Genomic DNA, 21,590 nt, shown 5'->3' on the forward strand with positions numbered 1-21,590 from the left:
GACCCGCTGGCCTCCACGCTGAAGACCGAGTCCGACTGGGCGGTCAAGGCCAAGCTCATCGAGCAGCCCGACCTGGCCGGCATCTACGACCTGACGCTCCTGAACAAGGTCCTGAAGGCCGCCGGCAAGCCCGAGGTCTCCGACGCCGGCCTCGGCGCCAAGTAACCCCGAGCCGCACCTCCTCGCACGCGCACCCGCCGACACCGACAGCACCGACAGCACCGGCTCCGCGGAGGCATCGCCTCCGCGGAGCCGGTGCTGTTGCATGCGGAGGGAGTCAGTCCGCACCGGCACGAGTCCTGGGGCGCGCTGACCCGCATCGTGGTCACTCGTCGTCCAGCATATGGCCGCCGCAGTGGCGGATCTCGCCACTGTGCCGATGAAATTGCAGGTCACAGCGTTACACAGGGAGCTGCGGGTGGCGCAATGTTGCAGCAACACCACGGGGCTCACTCTCCCGGTACGTTCCCTTCCATGCCAGCCGAACCCGCCCCCGCCGCCCGACCGGTCGCCGCCGCGCGCCGCCGACGGCTGCGTGCGGACCAGGCCCGGCAGCTCGCCGACCTGCTGCGCCATCAGATCCTGGCGGGCGGCTTCCCCGGCGGCGTCCTCCCTCTGGAGAACACCATCGCCGCCGAGTACCGCACCAGCCGCAACACCGTCCGGCAGGCACTGGACCTGCTGCGCGGCGAGCAGCTCATCGAGCGGCAGCCGGGGGTCGGCACCGTGGTGGTGTGCGAGAAGTATCCGCACGGCCTGGACCGCCTCCAGGGCCTGGCCGAAACGCTGCACGAGCACGGCCGGGTGACGAACGAGGTCCGTACCGTCGGGCCCGTCACCGCCTCGGGCCCGGTTGCCCACCGGCTCGCTCTGCCCGAGCACACCGAGGTGCTCTGTATCGAGCGGCTGCGCCGCCTGGGCGGTCTGCCGCTGTCCCTCGACCTGTCCTATCTGCCCATGGACGTGGGCAGCGAACTTCTCGGTTGCGACCTGGAGAACACGGACGTGTTCCGGCTCCTGGAGTCACTGACCGGCGGACCGCTGGGCCATGCCGAGATCACGTTGGAGGCCGTCAACGCCGACGCACACTCCGCCGCGGTGCTGGAGGCCCCGCGCGGGACCGCCGTACTGATGGTGGAGCGGCTGACCCGGCTGCCCGACGGCCGGCCGGTGGACCTGGAGTTCATCCGGTTCCGTGGCGACCGCATCGCGATGAGCGGTGTGCTGCACCGCTCCCTCTGAGTCCTCGGGCCCCTGAGTCCCCGTGGGGTCCCCGAGCTCTGTCCTTTCCCTCCCTTCCTCGTGTTCCCCGCCCTGTCGGGCCTTTGGAGACCGCCATGCCCCTTGTTCCTCAGCGCGCCGACGTACCCGTGACCATCGACGAGTCCAAGTGCATCGACGGGTGCACGCTCTGCGTCGACATGTGTCCGCTCGACTCGCTCGCGATCCGCGAGGACAACGGCAAGGCGTACATGCACGTGGACGAGTGCTGGTACTGCGGCCCGTGCGCCGCCCGCTGCCCCACCGGCGCGGTCACCGTCAACATGCCCTACCTGCTCCGGTGAAAGGCCGAACTCCCATGAACAGCCGCACACTCCTTCTTCGCCCGCTCCTCCCGCTCGGCTTGCTGCTCCCGCTGACCGCTGCCTGCGGTGCCGCCGCCGGCGCTGACGGCGAGGCTGCCCCGAAGACGGTCACCGTGACGGTCGGCTACCAGTCGAAAACCATCAACACCGTGACCGCCGGCACCCTGCTGCGCTCCCTCGGCTACTTCGAGGAGGAACTCGAGGCCCGCGGGAAGAAGGACGGCACCAGCTACAAGGTCGAGTGGCAGGACTACGCGACCGGCGCCCCGATCACCGCCCAGATGACCGCCGGGAAGATCGACATCGGCTCGATGGGTGATTTCCCCCTGCTGATCAACGCGGTCCGCGGCAAGGAGCTCAAGCAGCCGACCCGGCTGGTCGCGGTCACGGGGTACAACCTGCGCGGCGGGCTGAACACCGTGGTGACCGCCCCCGGTTCGGCTGTCCGGTCGTTGGCCGACCTGCGCGGCAAGAGGGTGTCCACCAGCGTGGGTTCGGCCGCCGACGGCACCCTGGTCCGGGCCCTCCAGCGAGCGGGAATCGACCCCGACAAGGACATCCAGAAACTCAACCAGCAGCCCAGCGTCGGCGCTTCGGCCCTGACCGCGGGCAGCGCCGAAGCGCTCTCCCAGTTCGTCGCCTGGCCGGGCCAGCTGGCCTTCGAGGGGCGCGCCACGGCCCTCTACGACGGGGCGGAACTGAACCTGCCGACCTTCCACGGGGTCACGGTCCGGGAGAAGTTCGTCAAGGAACGGGCCGGGGTCCTCGACGACTTCCTCAGGGCGCAGCGGCGGGCCACGGACTATCTGCGCGAGCAGCCGGTCGCGGCCGCGGAGTCCGTGGCCAAGGAGACCGGGCTGCCGGCCGAAGTGGTCTACCTCTACAACGGTGCCAACGGCATCGCCACCTTCGATCCGGAGATCCGTCCGGAGCTCGTCGCCGCGCTGAAGGAGGACGTGCCGGTGCTCAAGTCGGCCGCGTTGGTGGGCGACGTCGACGTGGACGCGTTCGTCGACCCGGAACCTCTGAAGCGGGCCGTGCAGGCCCCGGCCTACCCGAAGGCGGCCGCGGTCAAGCCGGAACTGTGGCTGAAGGGTCAGCCCACCACCCTCTCCTTCGACAGCCCCAAGGAGCTGCTGAAGGCGGCCAAGGGCGCCGATGTGCGCGCCGCGTACGTGCCGGACGCGCTGACCGGCACCCTCTGGTTCGCCGACAAGGCGGTGTGGGTGGCGGACGGGGCCGAGCTGAGCGCCTTCGTCACCCCGGCCAGTGCCCAGCGGTACGTCGACGGTCATCCCGGGGCGCGGACCATCCGCTACGCGGACGCCGTGGGTCTCGCCTCATGACCGCGGGCCGCCGGCTGCTGCGCGCCGCCTCGCTGGCCGCGGCGCTCGGGCTGTGGCAGCTGCTGACTTCCCTGGACGTCAACCTGTGGCTTCGGTTCGAACAGTTCCCGACGGTGGGCGAGGTGGCCTCCGCCTTCGCCGACCGCATCGGTACCGGCCCGTACTGGCAGGACCTGGGCCACAGCCTGCGCCGGATCGTGGTGGGCTTCCTGCTCGCCGCGGTGCTGGGGGTGGCGGCCGGCACGGCGATCGCCCGGTCCCGGTGGGCCGCCGACCTGCTGGGCCCGTTGGTGGAGGTGGTGCGGCCGGTGCCCGCCATCGCCCTGGTACCCGTCGCCATCCTGCTCCTGCCCACCAACGAGCAGGGCATCGTGTTCATCACCTTCGCCGCCGCCTTCTTCCCGGTCGTGGTGTCGACCCGGCACGCGGTCCGGGCGCTCGCCCCCGTCTGGGAGGAGGCCGTGCTCACCATGGGAGGCGGCCGGCTGCGGGTGCTCTTCTCCGTGGTGCTGCCCGGCGCGCTGCCGGGCATCTTCGGCGGCCTCTCGGTGGGCATCGGCGTCTCGTGGATCTGCGTGATCTCCGCGGAAATGATCTCCGGTGAATACGGAGTGGGCTACCGAACCTGGCAGGACTACACGATCGTCAACTACCCGGGGGTCTTCGTCGGCATGGCCACCATCGGAGCCCTGGGATGGCTCACGTCCACCGCGGTGGAACTGCTGGGCCGCCGTGCCACCGCCTGGCTTCCCCGCCCGGCAGGGCGCGCAGCCGTCGGAGCAAGGCGTCCGGCGGCGTTCCGCGGCAGCGCTCGCGCCTCCGCTCACCCCGGCGCCGAACCCGCCGCCACGCGCCCTGCCCCCCTCACCACCGTCCCCCGGAAGGAGCCGGTCCCATGAGCACCGCGACCCTGCCCACCGTTCCCCCGACGACCGGGGCCGCACTCGCCCTGCAGGACGTACGGCTCGGCCACGCGGGCGGCGCCGCCCTGCCGGGCACCGTCACACTGCACATCGCACCGGGGGAACTGCTGTCCGTGGTCGGTCCGTCCGGCTGCGGGAAGTCCACCCTGCTGCGCACCCTCGCCGGGCTGCTGCCCCCACTGGACGGGCAGGTCACACAGGACGGCGGAACGATCGCCCGGCCCGCCGCCGACCGGGCGCTGGTCTTCCAGCACGACGCCCTGCTGCCCTGGCGCAGCGTCCGCGCCAACGTGGAGCTCCCCCTGGCGATCCGCCGGGTCCCCCGAGCCGAGCGGCGGCGGTCCGCGGCCGAATGGCTGGGCCGGGTCGGCCTGGCCGAGCACGCCCACAAGCTGCCGCACCAACTGTCCGGCGGCCAGCGCCAGCGCGTCCAGTTGGCCCGGGCCCTGGCCGGCCGGCCCCGCGCGGTCCTGATGGACGAGCCCTTCGGCGCGCTCGACGCGCACACCCGCGCCGAGATGCAGGACCTGCTGGTGGACATCCTGGCCGGCACGGGCGCGACCGTCGTCTTCGTCACCCACGACGTGGACGAGGCCATCCACCTCGGAGACCGGGTCGCCCTGCTGCGTACCGGTGAGGTGCTGGACATACCGCACCGGCGCAGACGCGACGCGCAGCACGACCCCGGCACCGCCGAACTGCGCCGCCACATCCTCGAATCCCTCTGAAAGGCACCCCCGTGGACACCCTGGTGGACGCCCCCCTGGCCATCCCCGCCCTCGCCGACGCGACGGAACTCTCCTGTGACGTCCTCGTCATCGGCGGCGGGACCGCCGGCACCATGGCAGCGCTGACCGCAGCCGAGCGCGGTGCGCGGGTGCTGCTGCTGGAGAAGGCCCACGTACGGCATTCCGGCGCGCTGGCCATGGGCATGGACGGCGTCAACAACGCGATCATCCCGGGCCGCGCCGAGCCCGACGACTACGTCGCCGAGATCACCCGCGCCAACGACGGCATCGTGGACCAGTCCACCGTCCGGCAGACCGCGACCCGCGGCTTCGCCATGGTCCAGCGGCTGGAGTCGTACGGCGTGAAGTTCGAGAAGGACGAGCACGGTGAGTACGCGGTCCGCCAGGTCCACCGGTCGGGCTCGTACGTGCTGCCGATGCCGGAGGGGAAGGACGTCAAGAAGGTCCTCTACCGGCAGCTGCGACGACGCGAGATGCGCGAGCGGATCCGCATCGAGAACCGCGTCATGCCCGTCCGGGTGCTTACCCATCCGGACGACGGCCGGGCGATCGGCGCGGCCGGCTTCAACACCCGCACCGGCGAGTTCGTCACCGTCAGGGCGGGCGCGGTGATCCTGGCCACCGGGCCGTGCGGCCGGCTCGGACTGCCCGCCTCCGGCTACCTGTACGGGACGTACGAGAACCCGACGAACGCGGGCGACGGCTACGCCATGGCCTACCACGCCGGAGCCGCGCTCACCGGCATCGAGTGCTTCCAGATCAACCCTCTGATCAAGGACTACAACGGACCCGCCTGCGCCTACGTCGCCAACCCGTTCGGCGGGTACCAGGTGAACCGGCACGGCGAGCGGTTCGTGGAGTCGGACTACTGGTCGGGGCAGATGATGGCCGAGTTCGCGGAGGAGCTCGCCTCCGACCGAGGCCCGGTGTACCTCAAGCTCAGCCACCTGCCCGAGGAGACGGTGGCCGCCGTCGAATCGATCCTGCACACCACGGAGCGGCCGACCCGCGGCACCTTCCACGAGGGCCGGGGCCACGACTACCGCACCCACGACATCGAGATGCACATCTCGGAGATCGGGCTCTGCGGCGGGCACTCCGCCTCCGGCGTACGGGTGGACGCGCACGCCCGCACCACGGTGCCCCGCCTGTACGCGGCCGGCGACCTGGCCTGCGTGCCGCACAACTACATGATCGGCGCCTTCGTCTTCGGGGACCTGGCCGGCGAGGACGCCGCACGGTACCGACCGTACGAGGGGGAGCTGCCGCAGACCCAGCTGGCCGCCGCCCACGAGCTCGTCTACCGGCCGCTGCGCCATCCCGACGGGCCGCCGCAGCCGCAGGTGGAGTACAAACTCCGGCGGTTCGTCAACGACTACGTCGCACCGCCGAAGACGGGCGCGAAGCTGTCCCTGGCGGTGGAGGCGTTCACCCGGATGTCCGGGGAGATCGCCGGGATGGGGGCGCGTACCGCACACGAGCTGATGCGGTGCGCCGAGGTGAGCTTCATCCGGGACTGCGCGGAGATGGCCGCCCGGTCCTCGCTGGCCCGCACCGAGTCCCGTTGGGGCCTGTACCACGAGCGGCTGGACCACCCCGCCCGCGACGACGCCGACTGGCTGTACCACCTCGACCTGCGCAAGTCGCCGTCCGGGGCCATGGAGTTCACCGCGCGACCCGTCGAACCGTACGCGGTCCCGGTGCCGGGGTTCACCCCGAAAGCGGGGCCGGAGCGCCGGCTGGGCGAGGTCACGCTCGTGCCGGTGGCCACGGCCGGACCGCGGGACGCCGTGCCTGCCGCCCGCCCGGCGGTACCCGGGGTGACGCCGGCCGAGGCTCCGGAGGTGTCCGCGCCCAGCCCTGCCCTTCTCCGCCTCCTCTCCCTCGCCGAGGAGTCCCCCGATCTGGACGCGCTCCGTCCCTACCTGGCGGACGCCGATCCCGCGGTGCGGGCGGCGGCCGTGGCCGCCCTCGGCGAGACCGTGCCGGCCGGCACCGGGCCCGCGCTCGCCGCCTGCCTGCAGGACAGCGCACCCCGGGTCCGGGCCGCCGCGGCGGCAGCGCTGCGGGAGCTGGTGGAAGTACTGCCCGCCGAAACAGAGTTGGGGCACGGGCTGCGGGCGGCGCTGGAAGGCACCGACCCGGTCGTCCGGACCGCCGCTCTCGACGTGCTGCGGACGCTGCGGCTGGGCGACGCCGGCGTGTACGCCGCCGCGCTCTCCGACGTCGACATCGAGGTCCGCGCCACCGCCGTCCGCGCCCTGGTCTCGGTGGACGCGGTGCCGGCTCTGGCGGAGGCCGCCGCCGACCCGGCCCGTGAGGTCCGGGTCGCGGTGGCCCGCGGCCTCGCGGCCGTGCACGCTCCGGCGCCGGAACCCCTGGACCCCCTGCTGGACGATCCCGACCTCCTGGTCCGGGCTGCCGCCCTGGGCGCCCTGGCCGCAACCGGATGCCCGCCCGCGTACGCCGCACGGGCCGCGGCGGCACTCACCGACCCCGCATGGCAGGTCCGGGCCGGCGCCGCGACCGCCCTCCGGGCGGCCCTGCCCGCCGGGGCGGTCCCCGCCCTCGCCGAGACCTTGGCCGATCCGAACGCGGACGTCCGCAAGGCCGCCGTCCTCTCCCTCCTCGCCCACCGCTCCGTCCCCGAGGCCCGCACCGCCCTCGCCGTGGCCACCACGGACCCCGATGCCGACATCCGCGCCTACGCGTCCCGGGCGGCCTCCTGACGCCGGCGCGTCCAGCGTGCGCGTGGGCACACGTCCGGCCCGGCGGACATGTCAGCGGCGGCGCCATTCCTCGGCCAGGAGGCGGTAGGAGCGGACCCTGTCGGCGTGGTCGTGCGTGATCGTGGTGATCAGCAGCTCATCGGCGCGAGTGGCTTCCTGGAGCCGTTCGAGGTGATCGGCTACGGTCCTCGGCGAGCCGACGAACTGTGTCTCCACCCGGTCGGCCACCACCGTCCGGTCTGCGTCCGTCCAGAGGCCCGTCAGCGCCCGCGCCTCTGCCGGGGACGGGAAGGGGATGGCGCCTTCGGCCGTGCGGATGCTGCGTACCCAGGGCGCGTATCCGGCGGCCAGTTCGCGGGCCGTGGCGTCGTCCTCGGCCACGACCACGTCGGCGGACACGGTGACGTACGGGCGGTCCAGTGCGGCGGAGGGTTTGAACGCGGCCCGGTAGCCCTCGGCCGCCTCCAGCACGCTCGCCGGGCTGACGTGGTAGTTCGCTGCGAACCGCAGGCCGTTGCGGCCCGCCGTCTCGGCACTCTGGCCGCCGCTGCTGCCCAGGATCCACACCTGTACGTCGGCCCCCTCGCCGGGGACGGCGTGCGCCTCGACGCCTTCGTCGGACCGGTACTCGCCGCGCAGCAGCGCGAGGACGTCGTCGACCTGCTCGCCGTAGTCCTGCGGCTGGGCGCCGGGCAGGTTCAGCAGCTTCTGCTGGAGTGCGAACCGGGGATGGCGGGACAGATGCGCGAAGGAGAAACGCCTGGGGATGCGCAGCCCGTTCGGGGTGTGTCCGACGAAGGGCTCCGCCTCCCCGGCCCGCTGCGGAGGCCGGCCCGCCGAGCGGCCCAGGCCCAGGTCGAGGCGGCCCGGGTGCAGGGCGTCGATCAGGCCGAACTCCTCGACCGTGGACAGCGCCGTGCGGTGGCCGAGCTGTACGGCACCGGAGCCGATCCGGATCGTGGAGGTGGCGGAGGCGGTCAGGGCCAGCACCACCGCCGGGGAGGTCCCGGCGACACCAGGATTGAGGTGGTGCTCGGCGAACCAGTAGCGGGCGTAGCCGAGTCGTTCCGTCTGCCGGGCCAGATCGATGCTGTGGTGCAGGGCGTCGGCGGCGGTGGAGCCGGAGGGGATCGGGATGAGGTCGAGGACCCCGAGCGGGATGCCGGACATGGCCAGGTCTCCTTACAGATCGGCGAAGGGGGGATCGGGGATCTCGCGGCGCAGCACCGGCGCGATCTCGGACTGGAACAGCTCCAGCGAGGCGCGGTGGGCGGCCGGCGGGAGACCGCCCGGCTCGGCCTGCAGGTGCAGGACGGTGTGGCCGAACTGCTCGTGGTAGCGGTGCACCTTCTCGACGATCTGCTGGGGGCTGCCGATCAGCGCGGAGCTGCGCTCCACGAAGTCGTCCAGGTGGGGGAACACCGGTTCCACGCCGGTCTTTTTGTGGAGGGCGAGGTACTGCTCGAAGACCGGCCGGTACGCCGCCACCGCCCGCTGCGAGGTGCGGGCCGCGTGGAAGCCGGCCGTGCCCGCGCCCACCACGGCGAGCGCCGGGTCGTGCCCGTAGTGCTCCCAGCGCTCCCGGTAGTGGCGGATCAGCTCGGCGTACGGGCCGATCGGATGGGTGACGTTCGCGGAGAACAGGGGATCGCCGTAGCGGGCGGCGAGGTCCACGGACTCCCGGCTGGTCGCGCTGCCGTGCCACACCCGCGGGGGCGGCCCACCGGGGCGGGGCAGCACCTCGGCGTCCTCCAGCGCGGGCCGGAACCGGGGCTGCGCCGTCACCCGGTCCTCGCGCCAGAGCCGCCGCAGCAGCTCGTAACCCTCGCTGTTGCGCTCCCACTGGTCCTCGGGCGTGACGTGGAACAGCTCCCGCTGGGCCGTGCCGTTTCCCTTGCCGATCATCAGCTCCAGCCGGCCGCCGGACAGGTGGTCCAGCGTCGCGTAGTCCTCGTACGCCCGGACGGGGTCGAGCAGGCTCAGCGTGGTGACGGCGGTGAAGAGCCGGATGCGGCGGGTCAGCGCGGCGATGTGGGAGAGCACCACCGGCGGAGAGGACGACAGGAACGGGCGCTCGTGCCGCTCACCGACACCGAAACCGTCGAAGCCGAGCTCTTCCGCCGCCAGCGCGCTGTCGACAACCTCGCGGAACCGCTCGCGGACGGGGGTCAGCCGGCCCGTGACCGGGTCCGGGGCGTGCACGATCAGCGTGATGGCCAGGAACTTCACGAGGCCGTGGCCTGCCGCGCGCCGGCCGGCCGGAGCGCCGGCACGTCGAGTCCGAGGTGGTCGCGCAGGGTGGTGCCGGTGTACTCGGTGCGGAGGACTCCGCGTTCCTGAAGGAGGGGGACGACGGTGTCGGCGAAGCCCTCCAGTCCGTCCGGGACGGTGTGCGGGACCAGGATGAAGCCGTCGGCGGCGTCCGCCTGCACCAGGCTGTTGACGGACTCTGCGACGGTCGCGGGAGAGCCGACGAAGGTCTGCTTGGCGGTGGTGGCGATCACCAGCTCGCGGATGGAGAGGTTCTTGGCCTCGGCGAGCTCGCGCCACTGACGTGCGGTGGCCAGCGGGTCGCGGAACTGCCGTACGCTCGCGCGGCCGAGGGCGATGGTGTTCTCGCCGGGGTCGGGGTCGACGTCGGGGAGCGGCCCGTCCGGGTCGTAGCCGGACAGGTCGCGGTTCCAGACGTGTTCCAGGTATTTGATCGCGGTGGCCCCGCTGACCTGGGAGCGCCGTACCTCGTGGGCGAGTTCGCGGGCCTGGGCGTCGGTGTCGGCCAGGGCGAAGGTGGCGGCCGGCAGGATCAGCAGCTCCTCCGGGCGGCGGCCGTACCGGGGCAGGCGTCCCTTGACGTCGGCGTAGAACTCCCGGCCTTCCTCCAGGGTGGCGTACCGGCCGAAGACGGCGTCGGCGGATGCGGCGGCGAACTCGCGGCCTTCGTCGGAGTCGCCGGCCTGGAAGACCACCGGACGGCCCTGCGGGCCGCGCGGCACGTTGAAGCGGCCCTCGATGTCGAAGTGGCGGCCCTGGTGGGCGAAGGCCCCTGCGCGTGCGTCGCGCAGGAAGGCGCCGGAGACGGGGTCGGCGGTGACCTCGTTGCCGTCCCAGGAATCGAACAGCTCGGTCGCGGCGGCAAGGAACTCCTGGGCCCGGGTGTAGCGGTCGTCACGGGGCAGGAATCCGCCGCGGCGGAAGTTCTCCCCGGTGAAGGCGTCCCAGGAGGTGACCACGTTCCAGGCGGCCCGGCCACCGGAGAGGTGGTCCAGGGAGGCGAACTGGCGGGCCACTTCGTAGGGCTCGTTGAAGGTGGAGTTGATGGTGCCGGTCAGGCCGAGGTGCTCGGTGACGGCGGCCAGCGCGGCGAGCACGGTGAAGGTGTCCGGCCTGCCGACCACGTCCAAGTCGTATATCTCCCCGCCCTGTTCGCGCAGGCGGAGCCCTTCGGCGAGGAAGAGGAAGTCGAACTTGGCGCGTTCGGCGGTCTGGGCGAAGCGGACGAAGGAGTCGAACTCGATGTGGCTGCCGGCCGCGGGGTCGCTCCACACCGTGGTGTTGTTGACCCCGGGGAAGTGGGCCGCGAGATGGATCTGCTTGAGCGGCTTGGTGCTCATGGTGTCCTTCCGGTTCCGGATCCGAGGTCGGGCCGTGGGGCTGCGGCGGCGTAGTGGTTGGCGGGGCGTTCCAGACCCAGCAGCCCGCGCAGCGAGGACGCCTCGTACGTACTGCGGAACACGCCGCGCCGCTGGAGCTCGGGCACCAGCCGGCGGGTGATGGCGGGCAGGTCGTGGGCGATGACGCCGGGACGCAGCCGGAAACCCGTCAGGCCCGTCTCCCGCCACTGCTGGAGCAGGTCCGCGAGCTCGGCGGGGGTCCCGTCGAACGTGGCCGCGTCGGTGGGGGCCGGGCGCCCGCGACCCGGTCGAGCCGGTCGCGGCGCGCGGCGGCCGCCGGGCCGTCGTCGTCCAGGAACACGGTGAGGTCGGCGAAGACGTGCCGGGGGCCGGGCGGCGGGGGCAGCACGGCGGCCGCGGCCCGTGCCTCGTCCAGGTCGCGCGGGGTGACGTACACGAGGTCGACCAGACCGGTCCGGGGGGCCGTCGTGCCGGCCCGGGCCGTGACCAGGGGCTGGCCCTGCGGCGGACGCGGGGTGATGGACGGCCCCCGGACGCTGAAGTGCGGTCCCTCGAAGTTGATGTAGTGCAGCTTGTCGCGGTCGACGAACCGGCCGGTGGCCACGTCCCGGATCTCCGCGTCGTCCTCCCAGCTGTCCCACAGCCGGCGCACCACCTCCACGTGGTCGGCGGCCTCCTCGGCCAGCTCGCCCACCGGCGCGGGGATCTCGCGGCGTCCGAAGTGCCGTGCCTCGTACGGCAGTCCGGAGGTCTGTACGTGCAGGCCGGCCCGGCCCCGGCTGACGTAGTCGAGCGTGGCGATCGCCTTCGAGATGTGGAAGGGCTCGGTGTGCGTGGCCGTCACGCTCGGGACCAGGCCGATGCGCCGGGTCAGCGGCGCGATCCGGGCGGCGGTCAGCACCGCGTCCAGCCGCCCGCGCACCCGGTCCGTGCGCGCGTCGGGTTCCGCCTCCGCGGACGACTGGAGGGCCAGGCCGTCCTCGAAGGTGACGAAGTCCAGCAGCCCGGCCTCCGCCTCGGCGACGACGTCGGCCCAGTACCGGGCCGTGAACAGTTCCGCGGGCCGGGCGCCCGGCTCCCGCCAGGCCGCCGGGTGCCAGCCGGCGCCGTCGAGCGCGACGGCGAGGTGCAGTTCGGACACGTCGAACAACGCCTTCCTGATCGACCGTGGTGAAGGAAAAAAAGGAACGGGCAGTGGGGGAAACGGGTCCGGGAAATCGTCCGGACCGGCTCGAAAAAACGCTACGTCGTACGGAACAGCCGCACAATGACCGCAGTATTAAGGGAATTCGGCAGCTTTGTTGCCCGGTGTCCGGACCGCGAGGAACCGCGGCCGCCTGCGCGGCGTGAAGCCGATCGACTCGTACAGCCGAAGGGCCGCGGTGTTGGACGCCCCGGTGTGCAGGAACGGCACGTCCCCGCGTTCCCGTATGCCCGCGGCCACCGCGCGCACCAGCCGGGTCGCCAGCCCCCGGCCCCGGTGGCCGGGGCGGGTGCACACCGCGCTGATCTCCGTCCAGCCGGGTGGCCGAAGCCGCTCCCCTGCCATCGCGATCAGCCGGCCCTCGTGCCGGATGCCGAGGTACCGGCCCAGTTCCACGGTCCGGGGCAGGAAGGGGCCCGGCTGGGTGAGGGCGACGAGGTCGAGCATCTCCGGTACGTCGGCCGGACCGAGCCGCACCGCCTCGGGCGCCGGTTCGGCGCGCAGTCCGGTGTCGACGAGCTGTACGCCCGGGACCGAGCCCACGGTCTCCCAGCCGTCGGGCGGGTCCAGCAGGCCGGTGAGCCCGACGATCTGCCCGGGACCGGTCAGGGCCTGCAGATCGTGCCAGGAGCGGAGGTCGCCGGGGTCGGCGAGCGCGGCGAAGGGGGAGACGTCGTCGCGGTAGCGGGCGGCGCGGCCGCCGCCGTCCGGAGCCGGCACGGCGAACGGGGCGTGCGGGCCGCAGAGCGAGGCCCAGGCGGGATTGTCCAGGATGTGGGGTGGCACGGGTGGCTCAGGAGTTGGTCAGGGGCAGGCCGGGCGGATCGACCTCGGAGGTCTTCACGGCCTCCTCGGACAGGTTCCAGGCCGCCAGCAGCTTCGCGTACTGCCCGTTCTGGATCAGGTGGTTGATCGTCGCCGCTACGGGCCCGGCCAGCTTGCCGTCCTTCTTGGCGGTCGCCGCGATCAGCCCCTGGAGGGTCTCCCCCGCGCCGGAGAACTGGCCCGCGTTGCGGGTGGGCGTACCGCTGTTGGCGGTCTGGGTGATGTGGTACGCGCTGGACGGGTTCGGCACGAAGGTGATGTCGATCTTCTTGCCGATGAGCGCCAGGTAGGTGCTGTTGCTGTCCGGGAAGTACTTGACGTCGATGTCCTTGCCCTCGGACCGCAGCCTCGCCTGCCACTCCAGGAGGATCTTCTCCTGGTTGGTGCCCCGGGCCACCGCGACCGACTTCCCCGCGAGGTTGCGGTAGTCGCCGCCGAAGCGCCAGGGGTTGTCCTTCAGCACCTCGAAGGCCAGGTTGTCCTGCCGGTACGAGGCGAACTCGTACTTCTTCTTCCGCTCCTCGGTGACGGTGACGTTGGAGAAGGCCACGTCGACCTTGCCGCTGTCGATGCCGACGAACAGGTTCTCCCAGGTGGAGTTCTTCACCACCGGCTTCAGCCCGAGCGTTGCGGCCACCAGTCGTCCGAGGTCCGGCTCCGCCCCGGTCAGGGTCTTCTGGTCGGTGCCGACGTACGCCAGCGGCGGGAACCCCGCGGGCAGCGCGCCCACCCCGATGACCAGTTCCCCCCGTTCGCGGACGGCTTCGGGCAGTTTCGCCCGGAGGGACTCCTCCACCGGGACGGAGAGGTCGGTCTGCTGCGCGGCGCCGTTGGACAGGGCGCCGACGGTGACCGTGGCGGTGCCGGCCGGGGCACCCGTCCCGCCGGCTCCGGTGGCTGCGCTCCTGCCGCCGCAGGCGGTGAGAGCGGCGACGAGGGTCGTGGCTGCCGCCGCGGTGGCGAGGGCTCTGCGGAATGGTTTCAGGTGCTGCACGGGGTGACGTTCCTTCGACTCGCGGGGCAGGGGGTACGGGGCGGGGTACGCGGTCAGAGCACTTTGCTCAGGTACTCCCGGGTCCGGGGGTGGGCGGGGTGGTCCAGGACCTGCTCGGGCGGGCCCTGCTCGACGATCCGGCCGTCGTCCAGGAAGACGATCTCGTCGGCCACTTCGCGGGCGAAGCCGATCTCGTGCGTGACGATCAGGAGGGTGGTCCCGCCGCCGGCCAGGTCCTTGATGACGGCCAGCACCTCGCCGACCAGTTCCGGGTCGAGCGCGGAGGTCGGCTCGTCGAAGAGGATGACGCCGGGCCGCAGCGCGAGCGCGCGGGCGATGGCCACCCGCTGCTGCTGCCCGCCCGAGAGCTGCCGCGGGTAGGCGTCGGCCCGGCTGCCGAGACCGACGCGTTCCAGCAGCTCACGGGCGAACGCCCGAGCCTGCGGCCTGGGCAGCCGTCCGGTCGCCACCGGCGCCGCGGCCACGTTGTCGAGCACGGTGAGGTGGGGGAAGAGGTTGAAGTTCTGGAAGACGAAGCCGATCCGCCCGCGCTGGGCGAGGATCGCGCGTTCGCTCAGCTCCTTGAGCCGTGTCCCGTGCCTCCGTACGCCGATCAGCTCGCCGCCCACGCTGACCTGACCGGCCTCGGGCTTCTCCAGGTGGTTGACGACCCGCAGCAGGGTCGACTTGCCGGAGCCGGAGGGGCCGATCACCGCGGTGACCGTGCCCGGCGGGACGTTCAGGCTCACCCCGTCCAGGACCCGCCGGTCGCCGTACCACTTGTGCACGTCGTGCACCTCGATGGCGGCGGGCGGACCCGTCGTGGCGGTGGTGGTCATCGCGCGGTCTCCTTCAGGAAGCGTGCCCGCAGCTCGCGCAGGCCCGCCCGGGCCCGCTGCAGGGGGGTGGGCGGCATGGTCCGCAGTGCCCCGCGCGCGTAGTACCGCTCGACGTAGAACTGCACGACGGACACGACGCTGGTCAGGACCACGTACCAGGCGGTGGCGACCAGCAGCAGCGGCACCACGTCCCCGGGGTAGGTGGCGCCCAGGCTCTGCACCGAGCCGAACAGGTCCAGCAGTGACACGTAGAACACCAGCGAGGTGGCCTTGACGAGCCCGATCAGCTGGTTGACGTAGCTGGGCACGATGGAGCGCAGGGCCTGCGGGAACACGATCCGGGCGAACTGGTAGCGCCGGGGCAGTCCGAGCGCGGCGGCGGCCTCGTGCTGGCCCTGGTCCACGGAGAGCAGCCCGGCCCGGACCACCTCGGCGGCGTACGCCGCTTCGACCAGGCTCAGTCCCACGACGGCCACGGCCATGTCGGTCGCCAGCTTCGACTCGTCGAAGGTGACGAGGGCCGGACCGAACGGCACCCCGAGGCTCAGCGTGGGGTACAGGGCGCTGAGGTTGTAGAGGAAGAGCAGGACGACGATCATCGGCACGGAGCGCAGCAGCCAGATGTACGTCCAGCTCACCGTCCGCAGTACCGGGCTGCCCGACAGCCTGCCGAGGGCCAGCAGGATGCCGCCCAGCAGCCCCAGGACCGCGCTGTACGCGGCCACCTGGAGGGTGACGAACAGGCCGTCCAGGATCACCGGCCGGGTGACCCAGTACGCGAACCGGTCCCACTGGTAGAAGGGGTTGGTCAGCAGGCCGTGCGCGGCCTGGGAGGCCAGCACCAGCACGAGGACGGTGGCGACCCACCGCCCGGGCCGCCGCAGCGGCAGCACCCGCTCTGCCGGAGCGGGCGGACCGGACCGTCCGGCAGGGCCGGACCGCGCGGTCAGGAGAATCGATTCGGTCAAGGACACTCCCGCAGGCTCGGTCATATTCGGAATTCCCGGGAACGGGTATCCGGCCGGCTGTACCGGCGAATTCACGGGCAGGACGCACAACGCCTCCGCCGGAAACAATGCACAGCAGTTCATTCGAATGCGGCGGCCGCCTCGCGCAGCGCGCGGGCCACCAGCTCCGGGGCGTACGGCGCCCGCGCGCCGGGGGTGTACGTCACGGAGCGCAGGCCGCCGGTGTAGCGGAAGCCCCGGTGGCGCTCGTACACCGGCCAGGAGACCGGGGACTTGCGGTCCACTCCCACGCTGATGCCCTGGAGCGGGGCCATCCCGATGAGCTGGTGCACGCTGCCGGCCAGTCGCCCCGTCCGCACTCCGTCGACCAGCAGCCGGAACTCCCAGCGCAGGCCTTCCACCGCGGTGGCCGACAGGGTGACGGTCCGTCGTCCGGCGGGCAGCGGACCGGCGTCGGCCTCGTGCAGCCTGCCGTACTCGTTGTAGGCGAAGCGCAGCCGCCCGTCTTCGACGTACAGGCTGTAGCCGCCACCCTGGTCACCGTGCGACACCAGCACGCCCTGGTCGCCGGCGCCGTGCTCGTCGAGCTCGACCGAGATGTCGAAGGAGCGGAAGGAGATCAGCCGGGAGGACCGGTAGCGCTCCAGCTCCGGGGTGCCCGGCAGGAGCGTGAGGGGGCGGTGGAACCGCTCCTCGGCGGGATGGCGCCGGGCGAGCGCCCCGCTGCCGTCGGAGAGGGGGAAGACGCCGTTGCGCCGGGCCGCCGCTTCCCAGGCCGCGGCCAGCTCCTTCACCGCCTCCGGGTGGTCGGCGGCGACGTCCGTGGTCTCGGTCGGGTCGGTCGTCAGGTCGTACAGCGCCCATTCTCCGTCGTCGTACGGGGCACCGGGCCGGTGCAGGGTGACCAGCTTCCAGCCGTCCCGGTAGTAGCTGCGGTTCCCGGACATCTCGCAGTACTGCTCGGTGTGCGCGCCCGGGATCCTGGCGTCGCGCAGGACCGGGGTGAAGCTGACCCCGTCCAGCTCCTGCGCGGGCCGCGAACGCCACTGCTCGGGCCGCCGTACGCCCGCCAGGTCCAGGAGGGTGGGGGTGACGTCGGTGACGTACTGGTACTGGTGGCGGATGCCGGGGTCGTCACCGCCGCGCCGCAGCCCGTCCGGCCAGGAGATGACGAACGGGACGCGCACCCCGCCCGCGTAGGTCTGGCCCTTGTACAGCCGGAACGGGGTGTTGGAGGCCATCCCCCAGCCGCGCGGGTAGTGCACCAGGCTCCGCGGGCCGCCGATGAGGTCGGTGTCCCGCGCGACGTCCGGGTCCCAGTCGTCGGGGACGGGCTGGTGGACGAAGCGGCTGAAGTAGCTGCGGGTGCCCTCGGCCCCGCCCTCGCCGGTGCCGCCGTTGTCGGAGGTGAACAGCACGATGGTGTTGTCGAGTTCGCCGAGGGCGCGCAGGGTGTCGGTGATCCGGCCGAGGTTCTGGTCGATGTTGTCGACCATCGCCGCGTACACCTCCATGTAGCGGGCATGGCGTCGCTGCTGATCGGGCGTGAGCCCGTCCCAGGGGCCGACGTCGAAACCGGCCTCGGAGTTGCGGTCCGGGAGGGCGGTACCCGCGGGGAACAGGCCGTCGGCGATCTGGCGGGCGAAGCGGGCGCCGCGCAGCGCGTCCCAGCCGCCGTCGTAGCGGCCGCGCTGCCGCTCGATGTCCTCGGGCTTGGCCTGGAGGGGACCGTGGACGGCGTTGTGCGCGAGGTAGAGGAAGAACGGCTTGTCGGGGTCGTGCGCGCGCAGCGACTTCACCATGGAGATGGCCTCGTCGGTGATGTCGTCGGTGTAGTAGTAGCCCTCGGGCAGTTCGTCGATGTCGAGTGGGCTGTTGTCGCGGACCAGTTGGTGGGGGTGGAACAGGCTGGTCAGGCCCTCCAGCACGCCGTAGTACCGGTCGAAGCCCTTCTGCAGCGGCCAGTTGCGCCGGTCGTCGGCGGCGTTGGAGGCGGAGTCGCGGGTCAGGTGCCACTTGCCGACCGCGTACGTGGCGTATCCCGCGTCGTGCAGCACCTCGGCGAGGGTGGGGACGTCCTGGCCGATCTCCATGCCGTAACCGGGGAATCCGGGGTCGGAGTTGGCGACCGTCGCGTACCCGACGCGGTGCGGGTTGAGGCCCGTGAGCAGGGCAGCCCGGGCGGGGGAGCACAGCGGCATGGTGTGGTAGTTGGCCAGTCGCAGGCCCTTCGCGGCCAGGCCGTCGAGCACGGGGGTGGCGATCTCGGCGCCGAAGGGGCCGATGTCGCTGTAGCCCATGTCGTCGACGAGGACCACGACGATGTTCGGGGCGCCACCGCCGGGCGAGCGCCGCGGCAGCCAGGCGGGTTCGGATTCGGCGAAGGTGCGGCCCACGTGGCCCGCGAACCCCTCGTAGGGGTCGCGGCGGTTCGGGGTACCGGTCGGCTCGGTCACGGGCGGGCCCCACTGCCGCGGCGGTTGAGCGGCAGCCGGCCGAGGACCACCGCCATACCGCAGGTGTCGGTGAGCGCGGAGAACACCAGGCCCGCGGCGATCGCCGCGGACAGCAGCTGGAAGACCGGGTGCACGAACAGCCCGAGGAGCAGGCCGAGCAGCACGACGGCGCCCGCGGTGAAGCGGACCTGTCGTTCCATTCCCCACACGGCCCTGGCCGGCCCGTCCGGGGAAGGGAGGTCGTGGCCGGCGGCCGTCCAGGCGCTGGTGCCGCCGGTGAGGCTGGCAGCGGGAACCCCGTGCGCGGCGAGGGCCGCGGCGGCCTTCCCGGAGCGGGCTCCGGAGGCGCACACCAGCAACAGGGTGCCCCGCTCGGCGGCCTGCCGGAGCTCGGGCATGCTCCGCTCGATCCGGTCGAGGGGGACGTTGACGGAGTCCGGAAGATGACCGGAGGTGAATTCGCCGGGGGTCCTGACGTCGACGACGGTCAGCTGGGGCAGGCGGGCCTTCGCTTCGCCGACGCTGAGGGTGGGGGAGACTCTCATGGCTGAACTGGTCCTTGGCTGAGTCGGAACGGGCGCGGCCTGCGGGTCCACAGGGCCCTGGCCGTGCCGGGGATGTTAGGCACTTCCGGGCCTCACGGACGGGAGGCCGCACGACTGCCATGAGGTCGCCATGCAGCGGCAACAACCGGGGCTCGCCCCGACGTCTCAAGCGGCCCCGGCCGCGTCAAGCAGGGCACCGGCGACCGTCCGACCCCGCTGACCGATGTGCTCCCCAGGTGGAGTGAACCTTCCCGCCCACAGGCCGGACCGGGATCAGGCAGGGTGGGCGGCCACGCGGAACCCGATGTTGCCGGTGGAACTGTCGGGCGTATTGGAACTGCGTGCGGCCACCCGGTAACGGTTGCAGTAGGAGTCGTGGCACAAGTACGAACCGCCGCGCATCGCCCGCGAGGTCTCCTCGCCCGGTGTGAACCGGTCCGCGCACCACTCCCAGACGTTGCCGACGGTGTTGTAGAGCCCGAAGCCGTTGGGCCGGAAAGACTTCACGGGGGCGGTGCCCGCATGGCCGTCGGCGGCGGTGTTGAGCACCGGGAAGTCGCCCTGCCAGATGTTGCACATGTGGCGGCCGTCTGGCATGAGCTCGTCTCCCCACGGGTAACGGCGCTGCTCCAGGCCGCCGCGTGCCGCGTACTCCCACTCGGCCTCGGTGGGCAGACGGGTCCTGGACCAGGCGCAGTATGCCTGGGCGTCGCGCCAGGACACGTGGACGACGGGGTGGTTCTGCCGGTCGGTGACGTGCGAGCCGGGCCCTTCGGGGTGGCGCCAGCCGGCCCCTTCCACCGCCCGCCACCACGGGGCGGCCGCCACGGGCGGGGAGACCGCGGCGACCTCCTCGGCGAGGAACGCCCCGAAGGTGAAGGAAAAACCGAAGTGCTCGGCGTCGGTGGTGTGGCCGGTGGCCTTGACGAAGGTGGCGAACTGGGCGTTGGTCACGGCTGTGGCCGCGATACGGAAGGACTCCACGGCCACCTCGCGGACCGGCCCCTCGGCGTCCGCGGGGAAGCCCTCCGGGTCGTCCGTGCCCATGAGGAAGCTCCCGCCGGGCAGGCTGAGCAGCTGCCGCGCCACGCGAGAGGGCGGGGGTGTGGGGGGCGGTGGGACGAGGGTGAGCGTCGGGGCGTGGGCGTCGGCGTGGCCAGGGGTGCAGCATGCGGGCATGACGGCTCCGTCGGGACGGTGGGCGGCCGGGCGCCCGGGCCTCGCGGCACGGGTGCCCGGCCGGCGGTGCGGGTGTACGGGTCAGGCCACGCGGTCGGCGGCGAGCCGGGCGGCCAGGGCGGGGATCCCGAGGGCCTGCTCCTCGGCGGGGGTGGCCTGGTGGAGCTTGTTGGCGAGCTGGTGCGGGTCGCCCGCCAGGTCGTAGTACTCGCGGAACTTCACCTGGCCGGTACCGGACACGGTGCCGTTCGCGTCGGTCGTCAGGTCGTAGTACTCGGTGTACTGCACGTCCTTGGCCACGTACGAGGACCAGGTCGGTGCCCCGCCGGCGCCGGCGCCCTGCTTCCACCACTCCACCAGCAGGTGGTCGCGGCTGTAGGAGGAGAGCAGGGAGCGGCCGTCCTGGGGTGCGGCGGGGGTGATGCCCGCCGCGTCGAGGATGGTCGGCGCGATGTCGATGTTCGCGACGATCCGGTTGTCCGTGGTCCCCGCCCCTCGGCCGCCTGCCGGCCAGGAGAGGTAGAACGGCACCTCGTGCGCGGGGCGGTACGGCACCGACTTGGCGGTCCAGCCGTGGTCGCCCCAGCTGAACCCGTTGTCGCCGACGTAGACGACGAGGGTGTTGTCGAGCTGGCCCAGGGCCTGGAGCTTGTCCTTGAAGGCCTGCACCGCGTCATCGACGGAGAGCAGCGTGCGCAGCTGCTCGGCGCGGATGGCCTGGCCGTCGGCGAGGGTGCCGGTGGCGTTGCGGATGTACGCCGGTTTGTCGCTGCGGTCGTTCTCGGGGACCGACGGTCGGCCGTTCCAGTCCGGTACGGGGGTGCCCGCGTATTTCGCCTCGGGGGTGCGCGGGCCGTGGGAGGCGTAGGGGGTGACGTACGCGAACCAGGGCCGGGTGTCGGTGGCGGCCTTGTCGAGGAAGTTCAGCGTGCGGTTCTTGATGATGTTGGTGGTGTAGCCGTTGATCGTCTGGACGGTGCCGTTGACGTTCCACCGGGCGTCGACGTAGCCGGGCTGGAGGAGGGCGAACTCCTCGAAGTGCGGCGGGTTGTCCGCGAGGGTCCAGGAGTTGAGGTACTTCCCGAACAGGCCGGTGCGGTAGCCCGCCTGTTTGAGGTACTTCTGCACGGTGCTGCTCTGGTCGAGGGCGTGGGAGGCGCCGTTGTTGCGGACGCCGTGGTTGTGGGCGTGGCGGCCGGAGAAGACGCTGGACCGGGACGGCGCGCACAGGGGGGTGGTGACGTGGCCGTCGGTGAACGTCACGCCCTGGCCGGCGAGCCAGGCGACGGTCTTGGGCAGCGCCCACTCGGTGTGTTTGGGCTGGTCGTCGGTGACGATCAGCAGGATGTTCGGGCGTCCGGCGGCAGCGGCGGGGCCGGCTCCGGCGACCTGCGCGAGGGCCGGTACGGCGGTGGCGGCCGCCACCGCGGCGGCGCCGCCGAGGAAGCCGCGGCGGCTCACCGGGGATCGTCCGTTCTCGCTGATCTCGCTGATCTCGCTGTTCTCGCTCATGATGTCTATTCCTCCTGGGTGCGTCGGCGCATGGAGGCACGGCAGGGCGGGCGGCCGGAAGCCGCCGCCTGCGGTGCGGAAGGGGAAGAGACGGGAATCAGGC

At 72.4% G+C, this 21,590-nt stretch carries 17 protein-coding genes and 2 pseudogenes; 7 read left to right on the forward strand and 12 right to left on the reverse strand.

The annotated features are described in order from the left end of the window. The 7 genes and pseudogenes from ABZY44_RS29145 to ABZY44_RS29175 all read left to right on the forward strand — a co-directional run. Window positions 1–165: pseudogene (locus ABZY44_RS29145) on the forward strand (sulfate ABC transporter substrate-binding protein); the annotation flags it as partial. 309 nt (window positions 166–474) lie between these two features. Beyond that, window positions 475–1,242 carry a GntR family transcriptional regulator gene (locus ABZY44_RS29150; protein WP_356658941.1) on the forward strand — a complete coding sequence of 256 codons (768 nt, stop codon included), beginning with the start codon at window positions 475–477 and terminating at the stop codon, window positions 1,240–1,242. 95 nt (window positions 1,243–1,337) lie between these two features. Then, entirely contained in the window at window positions 1,338–1,565 is a 228-nt protein-coding gene (locus ABZY44_RS29155) for a ferredoxin family protein (RefSeq protein WP_125741086.1), read from the forward strand. Between the two features lie 14 nt (window positions 1,566–1,579). Further along, a complete protein-coding gene (locus ABZY44_RS29160) occupies window positions 1,580–2,932 on the forward strand; it encodes an ABC transporter substrate-binding protein (protein WP_356658944.1) in 1,353 nt (450 codons plus the stop codon). Further along, on the forward strand, window positions 2,929–3,831 hold the full coding sequence (locus ABZY44_RS29165; protein ID WP_356658946.1) for an ABC transporter permease: 903 nt from the start codon (window positions 2,929–2,931) through the stop codon (window positions 3,829–3,831). Before ABZY44_RS29160 ends, ABZY44_RS29165 begins: the two co-directional genes overlap by 4 nt. Then, a complete protein-coding gene (locus ABZY44_RS29170; protein ID WP_356658948.1) occupies window positions 3,828–4,583 on the forward strand; it encodes an ABC transporter ATP-binding protein in 756 nt (251 codons plus the stop codon). The genes ABZY44_RS29165 and ABZY44_RS29170 overlap by 4 nt, the downstream gene beginning before the upstream one ends. An 11-nt stretch (window positions 4,584–4,594) precedes the next feature. Then, complete coding sequence (locus ABZY44_RS29175) at window positions 4,595–7,333, forward strand: fumarate reductase/succinate dehydrogenase flavoprotein subunit (RefSeq protein WP_356658950.1); 2,739 nt, start codon at window positions 4,595–4,597, stop codon at window positions 7,331–7,333. Window positions 7,334–7,384: 51 nt separating this feature from the next. Here the strand turns inward: ABZY44_RS29175 and ABZY44_RS29180 are convergent, their stop codons facing one another. From ABZY44_RS29180 to ABZY44_RS29235, 12 genes and pseudogenes are all read right to left on the reverse strand, one after another. Further along, a complete protein-coding gene (locus ABZY44_RS29180; protein ID WP_356658952.1) occupies window positions 7,385–8,503 on the reverse strand; it encodes an LLM class flavin-dependent oxidoreductase in 1,119 nt (372 codons plus the stop codon). A gap of 12 nt (window positions 8,504–8,515) precedes the next feature. Further along, window positions 8,516–9,562 carry an LLM class flavin-dependent oxidoreductase gene (locus tag ABZY44_RS29185; protein ID WP_356658954.1) on the reverse strand — a complete coding sequence of 349 codons (1,047 nt, stop codon included), beginning with the start codon at window positions 9,560–9,562 and terminating at the stop codon, window positions 8,516–8,518. Further along, on the reverse strand, window positions 9,559–10,944 hold the full coding sequence (locus ABZY44_RS29190) for an NtaA/DmoA family FMN-dependent monooxygenase (protein ID WP_356658956.1): 1,386 nt from the start codon (window positions 10,942–10,944) through the stop codon (window positions 9,559–9,561). Before ABZY44_RS29190 ends, ABZY44_RS29185 begins: the two co-directional genes overlap by 4 nt. After that, window positions 10,941–12,115, reverse strand: a pseudogene (locus ABZY44_RS29195) (LLM class flavin-dependent oxidoreductase). The gene ABZY44_RS29190 and the pseudogene ABZY44_RS29195 overlap by 4 nt, the downstream one beginning before the upstream one ends. A gap of 129 nt (window positions 12,116–12,244) precedes the next feature. After that, window positions 12,245–12,955, reverse strand: a complete 711-nt coding sequence (locus tag ABZY44_RS29200; protein WP_356658958.1) for a GNAT family N-acetyltransferase — start codon at window positions 12,953–12,955, stop codon at window positions 12,245–12,247. Window positions 12,956–12,962: 7 nt separating this feature from the next. Further along, window positions 12,963–13,979: an ABC transporter substrate-binding protein gene (locus ABZY44_RS29205; protein WP_356658992.1), complete on the reverse strand. Its 1,017-nt coding sequence runs from the start codon at window positions 13,977–13,979 to the stop codon at window positions 12,963–12,965. A 62-nt stretch (window positions 13,980–14,041) separates the two neighbouring features. Next, window positions 14,042–14,827 carry an amino acid ABC transporter ATP-binding protein gene (locus ABZY44_RS29210; RefSeq protein WP_356658960.1) on the reverse strand — a complete coding sequence of 262 codons (786 nt, stop codon included), beginning with the start codon at window positions 14,825–14,827 and terminating at the stop codon, window positions 14,042–14,044. Then, entirely contained in the window at window positions 14,824–15,819 is a 996-nt protein-coding gene (locus ABZY44_RS29215; RefSeq protein WP_356658962.1) for an amino acid ABC transporter permease, read from the reverse strand. Before ABZY44_RS29215 ends, ABZY44_RS29210 begins: the two co-directional genes overlap by 4 nt. A gap of 95 nt (window positions 15,820–15,914) precedes the next feature. Continuing rightward, window positions 15,915–18,251: an arylsulfatase gene (locus ABZY44_RS29220; protein ID WP_356658964.1), complete on the reverse strand. Its 2,337-nt coding sequence runs from the start codon at window positions 18,249–18,251 to the stop codon at window positions 15,915–15,917. Continuing rightward, complete coding sequence (locus ABZY44_RS29225) at window positions 18,248–18,796, reverse strand: rhodanese-like domain-containing protein (protein WP_356658966.1); 549 nt, start codon at window positions 18,794–18,796, stop codon at window positions 18,248–18,250. Before ABZY44_RS29225 ends, ABZY44_RS29220 begins: the two co-directional genes overlap by 4 nt. 273 nt (window positions 18,797–19,069) lie before the next feature. After that, window positions 19,070–19,975, reverse strand: a complete 906-nt coding sequence (locus ABZY44_RS29230) for a formylglycine-generating enzyme family protein (RefSeq protein WP_356658968.1) — start codon at window positions 19,973–19,975, stop codon at window positions 19,070–19,072. An 81-nt stretch (window positions 19,976–20,056) separates the two neighbouring features. Continuing rightward, a complete protein-coding gene (locus ABZY44_RS29235; RefSeq protein ID WP_356658970.1) occupies window positions 20,057–21,487 on the reverse strand; it encodes a sulfatase in 1,431 nt (476 codons plus the stop codon). Between the last annotated feature and the right edge of the window lie 103 nt (window positions 21,488–21,590).

It is taken from the genome of Streptomyces sp. NPDC006544 (assembly GCF_040611715.1).
Lineage (GTDB): Bacteria > Actinomycetota > Actinomycetes > Streptomycetales > Streptomycetaceae > Streptomyces.

What these genes read in the sequence shown, in the direction of transcription:
- ABZY44_RS29150 (WP_356658941.1), top strand. Translation starts at nt 475, where the DNA reads ATGCCAGCCGAACCCGCCCCCGCCGCCCGACCGGTCGCCGCCGCGCGC.
- ABZY44_RS29155 (WP_125741086.1), top strand. Translation starts at nt 1,338, where the DNA reads ATGCCCCTTGTTCCTCAGCGCGCCGACGTACCCGTGACCATCGACGAG.
- ABZY44_RS29160 (WP_356658944.1), top strand. Translation starts at nt 1,580, where the DNA reads ATGAACAGCCGCACACTCCTTCTTCGCCCGCTCCTCCCGCTCGGCTTG.
- ABZY44_RS29165 (WP_356658946.1), top strand. Translation starts at nt 2,929, where the DNA reads ATGACCGCGGGCCGCCGGCTGCTGCGCGCCGCCTCGCTGGCCGCGGCG.
- ABZY44_RS29170 (WP_356658948.1), top strand. Translation starts at nt 3,828, where the DNA reads ATGAGCACCGCGACCCTGCCCACCGTTCCCCCGACGACCGGGGCCGCA.
- ABZY44_RS29180 (WP_356658952.1), bottom strand. Translation starts at nt 8,503, where the DNA reads ATGTCCGGCATCCCGCTCGGGGTCCTCGACCTCATCCCGATCCCCTCC.
- ABZY44_RS29190 (WP_356658956.1), bottom strand. Translation starts at nt 10,944, where the DNA reads ATGAGCACCAAGCCGCTCAAGCAGATCCATCTCGCGGCCCACTTCCCC.
- ABZY44_RS29210 (WP_356658960.1), bottom strand. Translation starts at nt 14,827, where the DNA reads ATGACCACCACCGCCACGACGGGTCCGCCCGCCGCCATCGAGGTGCAC.
- ABZY44_RS29215 (WP_356658962.1), bottom strand. Translation starts at nt 15,819, where the DNA reads ATGACCGAGCCTGCGGGAGTGTCCTTGACCGAATCGATTCTCCTGACC.
- ABZY44_RS29225 (WP_356658966.1), bottom strand. Translation starts at nt 18,796, where the DNA reads ATGAGAGTCTCCCCCACCCTCAGCGTCGGCGAAGCGAAGGCCCGCCTG.
- ABZY44_RS29230 (WP_356658968.1), bottom strand. Translation starts at nt 19,975, where the DNA reads ATGCCCGCATGCTGCACCCCTGGCCACGCCGACGCCCACGCCCCGACG.
- ABZY44_RS29235 (WP_356658970.1), bottom strand. Translation starts at nt 21,487, where the DNA reads ATGAGCGAGAACAGCGAGATCAGCGAGATCAGCGAGAACGGACGATCC.